Annotated in this window: 10 protein-coding genes; 9 read left to right on the top strand and 1 reads right to left on the bottom strand. The window is 50.0% G+C overall.

All coding sequences use genetic code 11. From position 1 onward, the window contains the following. Window positions 1-9 precede the first annotated feature (9 nt). The 5 genes from WH37_RS06995 to WH37_RS06975 are packed head-to-tail and all read left to right on the top strand — an operon-like array spanning window position 10 to window position 9,246. Window positions 10-2,289 (top strand): AraC family transcriptional regulator, encoded by a 2,280-nt coding sequence (locus WH37_RS06995; RefSeq protein WP_046229857.1) that lies wholly within the window; start codon window positions 10-12, stop codon window positions 2,287-2,289. A gap of 45 nt (window positions 2,290-2,334) precedes the next feature. Then, window positions 2,335-4,410 (top strand): hypothetical protein, encoded by a 2,076-nt coding sequence (locus tag WH37_RS06990; protein ID WP_046229856.1) that lies wholly within the window; start codon window positions 2,335-2,337, stop codon window positions 4,408-4,410. Window positions 4,411-4,447: 37 nt separating this feature from the next. After that, window positions 4,448-5,590 (top strand): oligogalacturonate lyase family protein, encoded by a 1,143-nt coding sequence (locus WH37_RS06985; RefSeq protein WP_046229855.1) that lies wholly within the window; start codon window positions 4,448-4,450, stop codon window positions 5,588-5,590. 19 nt (window positions 5,591-5,609) lie between these two features. Continuing rightward, window positions 5,610-6,761 (top strand): glycoside hydrolase family 88/105 protein, encoded by a 1,152-nt coding sequence (locus WH37_RS06980; RefSeq protein WP_046229854.1) that lies wholly within the window; start codon window positions 5,610-5,612, stop codon window positions 6,759-6,761. A gap of 43 nt (window positions 6,762-6,804) precedes the next feature. Further along, window positions 6,805-9,246, top strand: coding sequence for a glycosyl hydrolase family 95 catalytic domain-containing protein (locus WH37_RS06975; protein ID WP_231594149.1), 2,442 nt, complete (start codon window positions 6,805-6,807; stop codon window positions 9,244-9,246). A gap of 501 nt (window positions 9,247-9,747) precedes the next feature. Here WH37_RS06975 and WH37_RS06970 read toward each other — a convergent pair. Next, window positions 9,748-10,788: a LacI family DNA-binding transcriptional regulator gene (locus WH37_RS06970; RefSeq protein ID WP_046229853.1), complete on the bottom strand. Its 1,041-nt coding sequence runs from the start codon at window positions 10,786-10,788 to the stop codon at window positions 9,748-9,750. Between the two features lie 521 nt (window positions 10,789-11,309). Here WH37_RS06970 and WH37_RS06965 point away from each other — a divergent pair. From WH37_RS06965 to WH37_RS06950, 4 genes are all read left to right on the top strand, one after another. Next, window positions 11,310-12,203: an ABC transporter permease gene (locus tag WH37_RS06965; protein WP_231594173.1), complete on the top strand. Its 894-nt coding sequence runs from the start codon at window positions 11,310-11,312 to the stop codon at window positions 12,201-12,203. A 17-nt stretch (window positions 12,204-12,220) separates the two neighbouring features. Further along, window positions 12,221-13,102 (top strand): carbohydrate ABC transporter permease, encoded by an 882-nt coding sequence (locus WH37_RS06960; protein WP_046229851.1) that lies wholly within the window; start codon window positions 12,221-12,223, stop codon window positions 13,100-13,102. Between the two features lie 77 nt (window positions 13,103-13,179). Next, complete coding sequence (locus WH37_RS06955) at window positions 13,180-14,793, top strand: ABC transporter substrate-binding protein (RefSeq protein WP_046229850.1); 1,614 nt, start codon at window positions 13,180-13,182, stop codon at window positions 14,791-14,793. Between the two features lie 94 nt (window positions 14,794-14,887). Then, entirely contained in the window at window positions 14,888-16,366 is a 1,479-nt protein-coding gene (locus WH37_RS06950) for a glycoside hydrolase family 32 protein (protein ID WP_046229849.1), read from the top strand. The last annotated feature ends 2 nt before the right edge of the window (window positions 16,367-16,368 follow it).

Below are 16,368 nucleotides of genomic sequence, written 5' to 3'. Positions count from 1 at the left end.
GGATTTATCGTGACGCAGTCTATCAAGAAATGGTTGAAATACAATCTGGCACATACCCAAGTTAGGCTCGTGCTGATTTTGACCGTTTCCGTCTTTCTCATTATTCTGGCTGTAAGCTTGACCTCGTACAACACGTCTAAGTCGGTGATGCAGGAAGAGCTCAGCGAATTGCAGCGTCAAATGCTGAAGCTCGATATGAACGTGATCGACGAGTTGGTCAGCGAGAGCGACAAGGTCGCGATTCAAGTCGCTTTGAACGATAATGTTTACAAGTTTTTGACCAGCAAATCACAGGGCTCTTATACGAATATTACGGAGGCCTACCAGTTTCTATCCACATTAATCAGCAATTCCAAGTATATTAAAAGCATTTATGTCTATGATCTTACCCGGGAAAGCTTCCTGGCGATTCCGCAGGGCTTCAGCTCCAATAGGCTGACATTCGACGATTCCGACTGGACCGGCGTAGCTTCTGAATTCGGAGAGAGAACGACGCTCATTAAGAAAAGGATGGTGCCTGAAGGGGCAGGAGCCAAAGGCTCGAGTGTTACGCTGTTCCGTAAGATCATGATTCAAGGAGAGTTCAAAGGAATCGTAGCTGTCAATCTTAAAAATGATGAATTATTCGCGAAGCTGAATCCGCCAATCATGAACAATTTGAATCGGATGCGCTATATTATCGACGAGCATGACGAGCTGCTCTACTCCGTTTCGAACTATGAGTTTAATCAAGAGTCGATAAACCGTGCGATTGAAACGCTGAGAGAGGACGAAGGCGGGGATATCACAATCCAGAATCGCCAATTGCTTATTAATCAGCTCGAATCGCCTGTAACGGGATGGAGCTATGTGTCGATCGTTGAGCAGGACAGCCTGCTGGCTAAGTCCAAGCGGGTGGCGAAGGTGGTTCTTTTGGTATCCATTGCGGCTCTCGGGCTTGGCGGGGTAACGATTTTCTATATTAATGCGGCGGCTTTCCGTCCCGTGCGCAGGCTCAAGCAGCTGTTCAGCAGGTATGACCGCAAGAAGAGCGGATCGGAGGGCATGGATCTAGAGAAGCTTGCTGGTGAATTGCTTACCAATCACGCGCATCTGGCACAGCTCGTCCGGGAGTCGATGTCGGAGGCTGCCTCGAAGCTGCTTACTGATATTTATTCCGGCAATCTTAGCGGGAAGCGGGATATTGAAGAGAAATGGAACCGTTATTTTGGAGAATGGACGGAGGCGCCGGTGACGGTGGCCGTTCTGTCGATCGACCGTTACGAGGAATGGTCCCGCACATTTACCGGCGGCGATCATTCACTGTTAAAGTTCGCATTGGCCAATATTGTGGCTGAACTGTTCGAGCCACAGTGGCGAATCGTATGCGCCGATTTCGGAACGGATAAGACAGCCATCTTGCTGCAGCCGCGTATAGAAGGGCAGCGATGTGAGAGCAAACTGGCTGAATCGCTAGAGGTAGTGTCGCGCTTATTGAAATTCAGCGTATCGGCAGGGGTCAGCAACACGCAGACGGATATTGCAAAATTGAAGCAAGTGATGCTGGAAGCGGAGAATGCGCTTACATACCGGCTGTATCAAGGCTATGGACAGGTAATCACGTTCCAAGAGGTGTCCGGGCATGAAGTGAACGAACCGCTGCAGTTTGAAAGCGTGCTGGCTGAATTGATTGGCGCTATAGAAATGGGCGATGAGCCGGGTTCTCTGGAAGCAGTCGTTCGAATGACCGATAATATCCGCTGTCAGTATGGGTACCCATCGGCGGCCGTATCCTTCCTGCAGTCGGCCATCGAGAGGATCGAGCAAATCCGACCAGCCTCGGACGGTTCCTATTGTCAAACCTATGTTCGGTTCGATACCCTTCGCTTGGAGGATATCAAAGGTGAACTGGAGAGCCGGGTTACCAAGCTGGCACAGCGTTTCCGCCGGTTGGCAGAGAGCAAGGATTTTATCATGTGCCAACGAATGATCGACTACTTGAAGCAAAATCTTAACGAGCCAATAGGCATACCGGAGATAGCTGAAGCGATTGGCATTAGCAGCAGTCTTGCCAGCCAGCTGTTCAAACAAGAAACGGGCGAGACGATCTATAACTATTTGACTCGTCTTCGTATCGAGCGGGCGAGTGAGCTGCTGCTGAAGACGGATGACCGTATTTCGGATATCGGGCTGATGGTCGGCTATCAACATGAGAATAGCTTTATTCGCAGCTTCCGCAAATTCAAAGATATTACCCCGGGCAAGTACCGGGATATGATGAGAACCCGGATGGATTTCCCGTTCGAATGATTATAGGCTGGGCGGCCTCTGGGTTCTAGCAAATAGGAGGAGTCAATGGACAGACGACAGATCGTGGAACGCCATCAACCGGAGTTGAATAAATGGGACCCCGTGTCCCCGTTTTCCGTAGGCAATGGCGAGTTTGCCTTCAGCGCCGACATTACCGGGCTGCAGACTTTTCCGAATCAATATGAGGTGCCGCTGGGCACGCAGTCCAATTGGGGATGGCATTATACAGGCGGACCGGGACGGTTCACCGAGCGCGATGCCGCGTACCAGGCCTACGATACGTATGGCAGGGCGGTAGGGTATGCGATGAAACCGGGCGACAAGCCAGAGGCGTACCACTGGCTGCGTCAGAATCCCCACCGCCTTCAGCTTGGCCGCATTTCGTTTCGATTTCTATCGGAATCAGGTGGAGAAGCTGAGGCCGAGGATATAACGGATATTAGCCAAAAAATGAATCTATGGTCAGGCATTTTGACAAGCGAATTCGCAGTGAGCGGCTTTCCGGTTCATGTCATGACCGCTTGCCATCCGACGATCGATGCCATCGGGGTAAGAGTCGTTTCTCCGCTAATTGAACAGGGAAGGCTGCAGGTTTTCATCCGTTTTCCAGCGCCTGATATGATATCTACCACATGGGCCAAGGCTGTATTTCCGGATCTGGACAATGACGGCAGGCATCTTACGGAGCTAGGCGAGACGGGCGTTAACGGGGCAACTATCGTGAGAAGCATGGACGAGGACCGCTATGAGGTCAGTTGGTCTTGGAGCGCCGGGAGCCTGGAGCGGACCGGTGTGCACGAGTTTACGCTGCTGCCGGACCCAGGCGGAGAATCACTGGAATTCTCCATAGGCTTCGCGCAGGAGTCGGCGCAGACCGCAGAGGTCGGAGCTATCAAGTCCGCGAGCGCGCGTCATTGGGAATCGTTCTGGATGAGCGGCGCGGCAATCGACTTCTCCGGAAGCGCGGATCCAAGAGCCTATGAGCTGGAGAGACGCGTCGTATTGTCGCAATTCTTGCTTGCGCTGCACAGTGGCGGCTCGATGCCGCCGCAAGAAACAGGCCTGATGTACAATAGCTGGTTTGGCAAGTCGCATCTGGAGATGCATTGGTGGCATGCGGCTCATTTTCCATTGTGGGGCAGAGAAAATTATTTGTTGAACAGCATGGATTGGTATGAGCAAATCTTACCGGTGGCACGCGAATTGGCACAGTCTCAAGGTTATAAAGGGGCGCGTTGGCCCAAAATGGTAGGCTTTGACGGCAAGCCTTGCCCATCGCCGGTTGCAAACGGGCTAATCTGGCAGCAGCCGCATCCGATGACGCTCGCCGAGCTCTGCTATCAGGCGGATCCGTCGAGCGATACTCTGGAGCGGTTCCGCAGCATCGTGTTCGAAGCGGCTGATTTCATGGTTTCCTTCGCTCAATGGAATGAAGAGAAGCGAGTTTATGATCTGGGGCCGCCCCTTATTCCGGCACAGGAATGCCATTTTATGCAGGACAGCAAAAACCCGCCTTACGAGCTGGAGTACTGGAAGTATGGCTTGGAAATTGCGATTCGCTGGGCAGAACGCATGCAGCAGCCCGCGAACCCGCTTTGGGCAGAGGTTGCCGGGTCGTTAGCCGAGCCTCCGCAGGCGGAGGGCGTATACCTTGCCCATGAGCGGTGCCTTGAAACATATCTGACGAAAAATCGCGACCATCCGTCCATGCTGGGGGCATTCGGCATTTTGCCGGGCACGCTAATCGACCGCAAGGTCATGCTGGATACACTGCTGAAGGTGAAGGAAGTATGGATCTGGGAATCGGCATGGGGCTGGGATTTCCCGATGTGTGCAATGACGGCAGCAAGACTCGGAGAAGCGGATCTCGCCGTTGATTTCCTTTTAATGGATGCGTCCAAAAATACGTACCTAACCAACGGTCATAATTATCAGCGCCCTGGCTTATCCGCTTATTTGCCGGGCAACGGCGGGCTGCTGGCCGCCGTTGCCATGATGGCTGCTGGCTGGAAGGAAAACGAAGCCGGAGAATCGGCGGCCAAATCGGCTGTCCGCAATCCGGGCTTCCCGCAGGATGGAAGCTGGACGGTGAAATGGGAAGGGCTGAAGCCCTGGCTGTAGAGGCTTCTAAAGTTTTCAAAATTCAGGAGGCGAGAGCATGTCGGCAAAAGGAACGGTGTGGCCCTCGGAACGGAAGACGGAGACCGATCGCCTAACAGGCATTGAAGTAACGCAATTAACCAATTATAAGGCGCATAGCTATCATTTATATTTTACGGAAAACGGTTGGTATGACGGAGAACAACGGCTGTTGTTCATCTCGGACAGGGGAAATTGCGCGAACCTGTACAGCTTGAATATGAAGAGCGGTTTGATAACCCAGCTGACGGATTACAACGATGTCGATCGATTGGATGCTTGCCTGCTGCCTGACGGGAGCGCGGCGTTCGTTAAGATGGGACGAAGCCTTATTCGTCTGGATCTGGAATCGCTTGCAGAGAAGCTGATCTACGAAGCGCCGGAGGGCTATCATCTAGGCAATGCGAACGCGACAGCCGACGGCCGATTCATTATGACCTGCGTGCAAGAGGATCTGTCGCATCGCATCAGGCTCGATCTAGGCAACGGCTATGTCGGCCATCGGGAGCTGATGGAGGCTACGCCCCACAGCATGATCGTACGTATTGATGCGCAGGCCGGCGGCGGAGAGAAGGTATATGAAGCGAACCGGTTCATTACCCATATCAATACATCCCCGAAGGAGCCTTGGCTGATGACCTTTTGCCACGAAGGCCCATGGCATTTGGTTGACCATCGTATCTGGGGGCTGGACCTGCGCACCGGTCATGCTTGGAAGATCAGGGAGCGGCTGGAGGACGGCGAGAAGGTTGGGCATGAATTTTTTTATCCGGATGGCGTAACGGTCGGCTATCATGGATTCCGAGTGGACGGTACCAACTTTTTCGGCAGCATTCGTTATGACAATACAGGCATGGAAGAGACGGAGTTCGGCTTCGATACTTGGCATGGATACGCGGACGGATTGGGGCAAGCCATCGTTGATGGTAAGGGAGCGGTCAAGACGCTTAGCCTATGGCGCAAGATCGGCAGCGTGTACGAAGGCCCGCGTATCCTGTGCGAGCTGCGCTGCAGCTTTCATTCGCAGAAGGTGCATGCCCACCCGCGCTTTAATGCGGACGGAAAAAGGCTGCTCTTCACAAGCGATAAGAACGGATATGGCAATTTGTATGTAGTCGAGATTCCAGAAGATTTTAGTTCTTTGCCATTGATGGCAACGTAACCGAAGGAGGAGAAGGCTGATGAACGCTGCAACTGAAATCCTTAATGCAGAACGTATATCCGTTCGGGTCGCCAGAACGATTCTGTCTCAAAGCGAAGAGGGCTATCACCCAAATATTGCTAATAAGTGGGGTTATGTGGCCGGGATGGCGCTGACGGCGATCGGCCGGCTCGGCGATTGGACCGAAGAATCCGAATACCAAGCAACGGTGAAGCGTCATATGGACGTCTTCATCCAAGAGGATGGCTCTATTCGCGGCTATACGCTGGAGGATTACAATCTCGACCATATTAACAAAGGAAAAAACCTGCTCAGACTATGGAGAGAGAGCGGGGATTCAAAGTATGAGCAAGCGGCTCGGCTTCTCATTACCCAATTGATCGGGCAGCCCCGTACGGATGAAGGTGGATATTGGCATAAAAAAATATATCCCTTCCAAATGTGGCTGGATGGCCTGTACATGTCTTCTCCGTTCATGGCCGAATTTGCCAAGACCTTTGGCGAGAGCGGTTGGTTCGATGAAGCGGCGCATCAGCTGCTGTTGATCGAACGGCGCACGCGCAACCCCCAAACGGGATTGCTGCATCACGCATGGGACGAGAGCAGGGAACAGCGCTGGTGCGATGGCAGCACCGGCCTCTCCCGGCATGTATGGGGACGCGGGATAGGCTGGTACGCCATGGCGCTCGTAGATTCGCTTGAGCATTTTCCCGTTCATCATCCGAAACGCGGCCAGCTGATGGGGATTTTTGAGCGGATGGCGAATGCCTTGCTGCGCGTACAGGATCAGGAGAGCGGCGTGTGGTACCAGCTGCTGGACTGCAACGGCCGCCAAGGAAACTATTTGGAGTCGTCGGGCTCGTGTATGTTGACGTATGCGCTGGCTAAGGGCATTCGGCTCGGCTATTTGGCTGAGATTGACAGGCAGGCAGTGGAGCGCGCATATGACGGAATTCTTGAGCGCTTCGTAACCGAGGATGAACAAGGGGTTCATCTCCACAGCATTTGTAACGGGGCCGGCTTGGGCGGGCGCAAGTATCGCGACGGCTCCTATGAATATTATATGAGCGAGAAGGTCGTCAGCGATGTACTGATGGGCGTTGCCCCGCTGCTGCTGGCGAGCGTTGAGCTGGAGCGGCTTCGCGGGCAGATGGATACTGACATTATTTAACGAGATGGTAGGAAGATGATCAACCGAAGGAGGAAGGATACGGATGCGGATGCAGCAGCAAAAAGACAGGCGAAGCGCCGATAAGCTTTTGATGAGTTATCCCGCGTCATGGTGGCGGAATATGTGGCGCGAAGCGCTTCCCTCGGGCAACGGCGTCATTGGCGCATCCGTATTCGGCGGCGTACAGGAGGAGACGGTGCTGCTTAACCATGCTCGTCTATGGCATTGGGGGCGTAAGGATGAGCTGCCGGATGTAAGCGGTACCCTAGCCCAGACCCGCAGGCTGATGGATACAGAGCAATATGCAGAGGCAAGCTGGCTGCTCGCGAATGCTTTAAAGGAGCGCGGTTACGGGACGAAGCTCGCTTCCAGATTTCCGCTGGCTGCGATCCGGCTTGTCATGCCCTGCGGCAATGCCTTTCGCGGGTACAGCAGAATGCTTGAGATGGACAGCGGAGAAATAACGGTAGGCTGGACGGACGGGCCAAGCCAGTATCGTCGGAGGCTGTTCGTTTCGCGCGCTGACGATTCGGTTGTCTATGAGCTTGGAGGATATGAGGAAGCCAGCGTATCGGGTGAGATCGGTCTTGATCTTCACCCGAGTGATCGCTGGGCGGATACGCCGGAATTCAAGGAGCTCGAGCAATCGATTGAAATAGGAGCTGGCGATGCTTACGTCTGGTTCGCCGGAACGAATGACGATGGAACAGACTTCGGAGCAGTCATGCGGGTCATTCCGGAGGGCGGCAGCATGGAAGCGGAGGGAAGCGTCATCCGCTTCGAGGGAGCGAGGCGGTTGCTGGTGCTTGTAAAGCTGTTCGTCCTGGGCGAGCGCTCCAAGGATTGGGAGCGGCTGAAGCAGGAACTGGCCGAGCTTGTTGTCGATTCCTCCTACGAAATACTGCTTGAGCGCCATATCGCCCTTCATCGACCGTTATATCATTCAGTATCGCTGGAGCTCAATGACGCGGACGATGATTTGCGATCTAATGAGCGGCTGCTGTTGGATGCGTATGAGGGGGAGGCGCCGCCGGCACTTGTGCGCAAAATGTGGGCTTATGGCCGTTATTTGTTCTTGAGCGGTACCTCGTCTGCGGAAGAGGCGGAGCCTTTCGGCCTGTATGGGCTGTGGGGAGGCGATTACAGGCTGGTATGGTGCCACAACATGGCGAACGAGAACATCCAGATGATGTATTGGCATGCGCATGTTGGAGGTCTGGGCGAACTGGTCCCTTCCTTATTCCGTTACTATGAGGGATTGATGGATGACTTTCGTGAAAATGCAAGCAAGCTGTACGGCTGCCGCGGTATCTATATCCCGGCAGGCTCCACGCCGGGCATCGGCATTCCTAATCAGATTGTGCCCGTCATTCTGAATTGGACCGGTGCGGCCGGTTGGCTGGCCCGGCACTATTATGAGCATTTCCGTTTTACCGGAGATGTTCAATTTCTGCGGGAGACGGCACTGCCGTTCATGCTCGAGGCGCTGCAGTTTTACGAGGACTTCTTGGTTACGGACGCGGACGGTTTTTACAAAATATATCCCTCAGTTTCGCCGGAGAATACTCCGCTCAACTTCATGCCGGCGGATGGCAAACCGCTTGCTCACCCGATGCCTACGGCGATCAATGCGACGATGGATGTTGCCATTCTGAAAGAGCTTCTGCAGCACCTAATAGAAGCGAATCGGAAGGCGGGCGGCGATCCGGAGGCAGAGAAGGAATGGAGCCGCATGCTGACGCGATTGCCGACGTATCGGCTAAATAAGGACGGCGCGGTCAGAGAGTGGATCCATCCTGCCTTCGAGGATCGGTACGCACACCGTCATCTATCGCATCTGTACCCCGTTTTCCCTGGGCAGGAGTTGACGCAAGAGAGTGACCCTACCATGTTCGGCGCGTTTGAAGAGGCTGTGCAGCGGCGCGAGATCGGAGCTCAAAGCGGGTGGTCGCTAGCTCATATGGCTGCTATTTATGCTCGTTTTGGAGATGGGGACCGCTCCTTGAATTGTCTGGATATCCTCTCCAGATCGAGTCTGCTGCCTAATCTGTTCACGCTCCATAATGACTGGCGGGGAATGGGCGTATCGATGCAAATGCCTACGGCTCCAGTGCAATTGGACGCCAATATGGGGTGGGTGAATGCTGTGCAGGAGCAACTGCTTCAGGTATCGGACAATCTCATTAAATTGCTGCCGGCGCTGCCGAATCGTTGGAAGCGGGGGCGTCTGGCCGATTGGAGATTCCACACGGGCAAAGTGGCGCTATCTTGGAATCAGGAAACGGGTTCGTTCAGAGCGGAGCTGACGGCAGATAGGGATACCGACATTATCGTCAAGCTTCCGGATTGGGCGGGAGCCTGCAGCATAATCGGTGAAGAAGTTCAGCCTTCGCCGCTGGGTCCCGCGTACTTTACGTTGCGAATGAAGAGCGGGGCGCCATCGGTTGTTTTTGAATCCGAATCATCAAATTCGAAAAAATTTTAAATAACGGGGGACTGCTCTCCGGCATAATCACTAACCGCACTGTACACAAATGCCTGATCCAGCCAAGACGTCGAAGTTTTGGTTCAATTGCGCCATCCGATCCACATGGGAAATCGAATCTCCAAGAGAAGAAAGAGGAAGGGGTCATCCTCGACATCGATCCTCCGAATTAGCTCGTGATGAGCTGGCGCTTTATTTCGTTTCCCGGCACGGAGAGCGACACCCCGTCGCGCATTACTGGTAGCGATGAGGTCAGGGGTTTAGTCCGCGCGGACGGAATGAAGTGAAAAGGCTGAACATGAAGAAGATGGCATCTGGATCGCTTGGAGAAGCGAGGGGAATCTCCTCCCTTCTGCTTTTTCTCGTGTATGAAAACAAAAAAAAGAAACCCGGGGTCATGAAAATGACCGGGTTCCTCGACAAGCTGACCACTTCATACGAAGTGGTTTTTTTGTTTTGACCGACTCCCAGTAGGAGCCAACAGCAGTTATATTCAACCGTCTAGCTGATATGCGGAGTAGATTCTCTAATCGTAGGCTTTGTGAAAATATGCGAGACCTGGTACGGCTGCGTCGGATCATTGATTCTGGAGAGAAGCATCTCTGCTGCCTTTACGCCCATTTCGTTGCTGTAAATATGAACGGTCGTAAGATGAGGCTCAACAATATTGGACTCGGGTCCGTTATCGAAGCCACAAATTGCGACATCCTGGGGAATGGAAATGTTGTTGTACTTCAGCACCTTCATAAAGCTGACGGCAATGTAATCATTGGCGCATATAAAAGCGGAAGGCAGCTCTTTAATATGCTGAAGACGCTCTTCCAGCCAGTTTGGCTTAGAAAAGAAGAGAGAATCGTCATCTACGATGCATTTTGCAAGGTCAAGAGTTATTCCAGACTCTGTCAGCGCCCGATTAAAGCCGATCCACCGTTCGTTGAAGCTGAGGCAGTGGTTGTAATCTCCAATAAATCCAAAGCTGTTATATCCGTTCTCGATTAACTTTCTCGTAAGTTGATAGGTGCTGTGTTGATTCTCCATCAACAGAATATCTGCCTTAAAATCCGGAAAACAAACCGTTGAGGCACAATCAATGAATATAGTAGGCACCCCGAGACTGGTAATAAGCTCGCTGTAGGCCATGTCAAACAGCTCGATGCAAATAATGCCGTCTACGTTAGAGACATCGAAATTGTTAGGCAGTGATAGGGAAGCCTGATCCACATCTCTGACAATGTGAAAGGACAAATTGTAGCCTTCGGAGCTGATCCGCTTCTCTAGACCGCTCAATAACGTTGAGCCGAAATGCGACGTATTCGGAAAATTCGCTGTCAATAAAGCAATGTTCCCTGATTGCTTAGATAGGAGCTGATCGCTTTCCAAGAATGCAAATTGCTTGTATTTTAACTCGATTGCTTTCTTTAGAACCTTGCTTCTCGTTTCCTCTGGAATCGTACTGATTCCATTCAAAGCCTTAGAGGCTGTATTTCTGGAAATCCCGAGTGCGTCGGCGATGTCTTGAATGGTAACTCTTTCCTTGGCCATATATGTGAAAACCACCTCTAACTAACTATATACTTATTGGATGCTATTTTTTGTAACCGTACTCATTTATATAAGTATCTCAAATGTATAATAGTTTGCAACAAATAGCAACAAGTGAGTTGCATTTGCGCATTTTAGTTTTCAAAATTATAAATATAATTGGTCAAAATGAATTGAGAATGTGTAGAGGATGAAAGTGTTTGAACAAAATGCATCTTGTAAACTTAAAAACTCATTAAATTTTCCAGCTGGATACCATTTGAATCATTCGTTTTTGTCAAAATGGCCTATAAACACGTCGAATTATGAACAATTTAAAAGTTCAAATGCACAATTATATTTTTACAAAATTTATTGACGTTTGCTGAGCGGTTTGATAAATTGTAAATGCAGCAAGTGAAAATGCATAACAATGTAAGCCCTTACTGCGCAAATGCATTGAATTTTGTAAACGGATGGAGGCAAAAGCGTTGCATAACACGATTGAAGCCGATCAGGCAAGTAAGGTAATAAGGCCAGAAATGGATTATTTGAAAAAACATTACTTCCTTTATATTTTGCTTGCGCCGGCAGTAATTTTAACAATTATTTTCAAGTACGGGCCCATGTACGGAGCCATTATCGCCTTTAAGGATTTCAGCCCAATCAAAGGCATTATGGGGAGCGATTGGGTAGGCTTGTATAACTTCGAAAAGTTTCTATCTTCTCCGAACTTCGATGTTATTTTTATGAATACGCTTAAATTAAGTTTTTTTGGCCTCATTTTAAGCTTTCCGATACCGATTTTGCTTGCACTTATGCTGAATCAGGTTAGACAAACGGCTGTTAAGAAGAACATTCAACTGTTTTTGTATGCGCCGAACTTTATATCAGTCGTTGTTGTGGTCGGCATGCTGTTTATTTTCCTGTCTCCAACAGGACCGATTAATCAGATTTTCATCTTACTTACGGGTGAACCAGTCATGTTCATGTCACGTGCGGAATATTTCAGAGTCATTTACATTTTGTCTGATATTTGGACAGGGGCAGGCTGGGCATCCATTATCTATGTTGCAGCCTTGGCTAATGTGGATCCCGAGCTTCATCACGCAGCTAATCTCGATGGTGCAAATCTACTTCAGCGCATTCGCCATATTGATCTGCCTACTATACGTCCGATTATGGCTATCGTCTTTATCCTTGCTGCCGGCGGAATCATGTCCATCGGTTTCGAGAAGGCTTATCTGATGCAAACGGCAATGAATCTTCCGACATCAGAAATTATTCCGACTTATGTGTACAAAATCGGTTTGCAATCCGGTGACTATGCTTATTCAGCCGCTGTTGGATTGTTCAATTCTGTCTTTAACGTCATTATGCTCGTTGCGGTCAACTTCATTGTGAAGAAGCTGAACGAGGGTGACGGTCTTTATTAAGAAAGGAGAAGGATGCAATGGCTATTAAGCATTCCAGGCTGGATCGGTTTCTGCTTCTATTAAACGGTATCTTCCTTGTATTCGCCGTTTTGCTTGTTGTTTTACCGCTGTTCTATGTTGTAATTGCTTCCTTTATGGACCCGTCCGTCCTGTTAAGCGGCGGCTTGTCCTTTAAGCTGTCTAACTGGTCACTGGAAGGGTATAAAATGATTTTGACCAATCCGGCCATGATCAAGGGCTTCGGCAACTCCGTTTTATATTCAGTCTGCTTTGCACTAATGACGGTTGTAGTGTCTGTTTGTGCGGGTTATGCGCTCTCTGACAATCGATTGAAGGGCAAAGGGTTGTTCATGACACTATTTATTATCACTATGTTTTTTGGCGGTGGGTTAGTGCCTACTTATCTTCTGGTGAAAACACTGGGATTGCTTGACACCATTTGGGCCATTATCATTCCGGGGGCTGTAAACGTATGGAACATCATTTTATCAAGAACCTTCTTTAAAGGGGTCCCTCTGGAGCTGAAGGAAGCGGCCAACGTTGACGGTGCATCGGAGATGAGAATTTTCTGGCAGGTGGTTCTGCCGCTGTCGAAGCCGATTATATTCGTCCTTGCCCTGTATGCTTTTGTAGGTCAGTGGAACGCCTACTTCGACGCCATGATTTATCTGGACAATTCGAACCTGCATCCGCTTCAGCTTGTTCTTCGTTCTATCTTGATTCAGAATCAGGTCGAACCAGGCATGATTAGTGATCAGCTCGCGGCGGCGGAACTTAAACGGTTGTCGGAAATTATTAAATATGCAGCTATTGTAGTGTCCAGTTTGCCGCTTATCATTATGTACCCCTTCTTCCAGAAATACTTTGAGAAAGGTGTTATGGTCGGTTCCTTGAAATAGGTCAGACCTTCACATAAGTAAGTCTAAGCATTAGATAGAAATCTTTTCATCCACTATTGTTTTGGAGGTCTTAGGCTATGACAAAAATGAACAAATCGAGATTTGCAGCCAGAACGGCAACTGTATCTATCCTTACTGCCACCATTCTAATCTCTGCCTGCAGTGGGAATGGAGGCGGGGGTGCGGCTAGTAAAGAGCAAGATTCGAATGGCAAGGTATCCCTCAACTTTATTACACAAAGCTCTGCGATCGCTCCATCCGATCCGAACGAGAAGTTGATTAACAAGCGTCTCGAAGAGAAGACCAATGTTCATATTAATTGGAAAAACTTCACGAAAGATGTTTTTGTAGAGAAAAGAAATCTTGCAGTTGCAAGCGGCGATCTGCCGGATGCTATTTTTAACGCGGATTACAGCGATTATGAGCTTCTGAAGCTTGCAAAAGATGGATCGATCATTGCACTGAATGATCTGATCGAGCAATATATGCCGAACTTTAAGAAAGTGCTGGAAGAAGCGCCTGAATATAAAAGCATGATCACAGCGCCTGACGGCAATATTTATTCATTCCCTTGGATTGAGGAGCTGGGCAGCGGTAAGGAAAGAATTCAAGCTGTAGACAGCATGCCTTGGATTAACGTGGAATGGCTGAACAACCTCGGTCTTGAAATGCCAACAACGACGGATCAATTGAAGAAGGTGCTGATCGCCTTCAAAACTCAGGACCCTAACGGCAACGGTCAAGCGGATGAAATTCCATTGTCCTTCATTAATAAGCCTGGCGCAGAGGATTTGGTGTTCCTGTTCGCTTCCTTCGGTCTTGGTGAAAATCCTGACCATGCGGTCGTATCCAATGATGGAAAGGTTATCTTCACGGCTGCTGATGAAGGCTACAAGGAAGCCGTTCAATTCATTAACGAGCTCTATCAAGAGGGCTTGATAGATATTGAGGCGTATACGCAAGATTGGAGCACTTATCTGGCGAAGGGGAAGGATCAGAAATACGGCTTGTATTTCTCATGGGATAAAGCAAATATTACGGGGGCGAACGAATCGTATGATATTATGCCTCCACTTGCAGGGCCTAACGGGGAAATTAATGTAACCCGAACGAACGGACTGGGCCTCGGCCGCGGCAAAATGGTTGTGACAAGCGCTAATAAGAACCTGGAATCAACAGTGAAATGGGTGGATCAGCTCTTTGCTCCTGTTCAATCGGTTCAAAATAACTGGGGAACCTACGGTGACGAAACGCAGCAAAATATTTTTGAATTCGATGAAGCGAGCAATTCACTGAAGCATTTGCCGCTGGAAGGAACTGCGCCTGTTGAGCTCCGTGAGAAAACGAGCATCGGCGGACCTCTGGCTATTCTGGATTCCTACTACGGCAAATATACAACAATTCCGGATGATGCCAAGGGAAGAATGGATATTATTAAAAATATGATGGCTCCTCACATGAAAGCGGAAAACGTCATGCCAAGCGTATTCAACTCGATTGAAGAACTGGATCGTCTGACAACCATTGAAACGGATCTGTTCGCTTACGTGCTTAGAATGCGTACGGAATGGTACCAGAACGGCAAGGTAAATGAGCAATGGGCTGAGTATCTGAAAGAGCTGGATCGTCTTGGTCTACAGGAATGGCTTAAAATTAAGCAAGGCGGCTACGATAGAGCGACAAAAGGCTAACGAATTGCGATTATCGGCAGATTAAGCTGTCAGACACTTTTTTGAAAGTACAGTGTGAGAGTAAAGATAAATGGAGTAAGGGAGAGGAGCAATTATGTCTATACTGGCTAAACAAAACTACAGAGGTGCCTATCATGTTTCGCCGCAGGTTAACTGGATGAATGACCCTAACGGCATGGTCTATTTTGAAGGGGAATATCATCTGTTCTTCCAGCACCATCCGAATGATGTTACCTGCGGCCCTATGCATTGGGGGCACTTGGTTAGCAAGGATCTTGTCACTTGGGATGAGCTGGATATCGCACTTTTTCCGGATGAGCACGGCACGATTTTCTCAGGCAGCGCGGTTGTAGATTGGAATAATACAACGGGGTTTTTCGAGAATGGTCCCGGTCTTGTCGCAATCTTCACTCACCATCTGGAGGTGGAAGGCAGCCATCAACTGCAGCGTCAGAGTCTGGCTTACAGCACAGACAAGGGCAGAACATGGGTGAAATACGAGGGTAATCCGGTTCTGGAGCATGAGACATTTATCGATTTTCGCGACCCTAAGGTGTTCTGGCACAAGGAGACGAACCGTTGGGGGATGATCATCGCTTGCGGCCAGACGGTGTGTCTCTATCATTCTCCTGATCTGTTGACCTGGACGCTTGGTAGCGAGTTCGGAAGTGGCATCGGATCTCATGACGGCGTGTGGGAATGTCCGGATCTATTTCCATTGGAGGTAGATGGTGAGGCTGCGAATGTGAAATGGGTGATGCTGGTTAGTATCGGTGCAGATCCTGCATTTGTAGAAGGCTCCAGAACACAATATTTCACAGGAGACTTTGACGGTGTAACCTTTACGCCGGATGCTGCTTCCATGGAAGTGAGATGGATTGACTATGGACGAGATAATTATGCGGGCATAACCTGGTCGGATATACCTGCGGAGGATGGAAGGCGTCTCTTCATTGGCTGGATGAGCAACTGGAAATATGCGAATCAGACGCCTACCGAAGGCTTCCGCGGTGCAATGACAATTCCAAGAGAGCTTACGCTGGAGACGATTAGCGGCATCGCCACGTTAGTGCAGAAGCCAGCGATCGAGCTGGAGTGTGCCCGCAGGCCTGTCCTTACGTTAAATCAGGCAACGGCAAGCGAAGTGGAGGAAGCTCTGCGACAGCTGCACCTAGTAAGCTATGAAATTCATACAGAGCTCCCTATCAATCAGTCGCTGGGCTTCAAGGTTAGAGTGGGAGCATTGAATGAGACGATTGTTGGTGTTGATGCCTCAGCAGCGACTATTTATGTAGATCGTACCAAGTCAGGTCTTCACAGCTTCCATGCTGATTTCCTTGGTGTTCATGCTGCAAAGCTTACATCAGTAGGTGAAAATCTGTCGCTGCGTATATTTGTAGATGCCGGTTCTGTAGAAGTGTTTGGCAACGAGGGGCAGGCCGTTATTACCGATCTTATCTATCCGGATGCGGATGCAACGGGGATTTCGTTCTTCCCGGCTCATAGTCCAGCTATTATCCCCTCCCTGAGTATATACGAGCTAATACCTTCTGCTGCGGATAAGGCTGACTAAGA

This window comes from Paenibacillus algorifonticola (assembly GCF_000971975.1).
Classification (GTDB): Bacteria; Bacillota; Bacilli; order Paenibacillales; family Paenibacillaceae; genus Pristimantibacillus; species Pristimantibacillus algorifonticola.
Note: the sequence above shows the minus strand (reverse complement) of the source record. Positions and strands in the feature narration are given on the sequence as shown.

What these genes read in the sequence shown, in the direction of transcription:
- WH37_RS06990 (WP_046229856.1), top strand. Translation starts at nt 2,335, where the DNA reads ATGGACAGACGACAGATCGTGGAACGCCATCAACCGGAGTTGAATAAA.
- WH37_RS06985 (WP_046229855.1), top strand. Translation starts at nt 4,448, where the DNA reads ATGTCGGCAAAAGGAACGGTGTGGCCCTCGGAACGGAAGACGGAGACC.
- WH37_RS06980 (WP_046229854.1), top strand. Translation starts at nt 5,610, where the DNA reads ATGAACGCTGCAACTGAAATCCTTAATGCAGAACGTATATCCGTTCGG.
- WH37_RS06975 (WP_231594149.1), top strand. Translation starts at nt 6,805, where the DNA reads ATGCGGATGCAGCAGCAAAAAGACAGGCGAAGCGCCGATAAGCTTTTG.
- WH37_RS06970 (WP_046229853.1), bottom strand. Translation starts at nt 10,788, where the DNA reads ATGGCCAAGGAAAGAGTTACCATTCAAGACATCGCCGACGCACTCGGG.
- WH37_RS06965 (WP_231594173.1), top strand. Translation starts at nt 11,310, where the DNA reads ATGGATTATTTGAAAAAACATTACTTCCTTTATATTTTGCTTGCGCCG.
- WH37_RS06960 (WP_046229851.1), top strand. Translation starts at nt 12,221, where the DNA reads ATGGCTATTAAGCATTCCAGGCTGGATCGGTTTCTGCTTCTATTAAAC.
- WH37_RS06955 (WP_046229850.1), top strand. Translation starts at nt 13,180, where the DNA reads ATGACAAAAATGAACAAATCGAGATTTGCAGCCAGAACGGCAACTGTA.
- WH37_RS06950 (WP_046229849.1), top strand. Translation starts at nt 14,888, where the DNA reads ATGTCTATACTGGCTAAACAAAACTACAGAGGTGCCTATCATGTTTCG.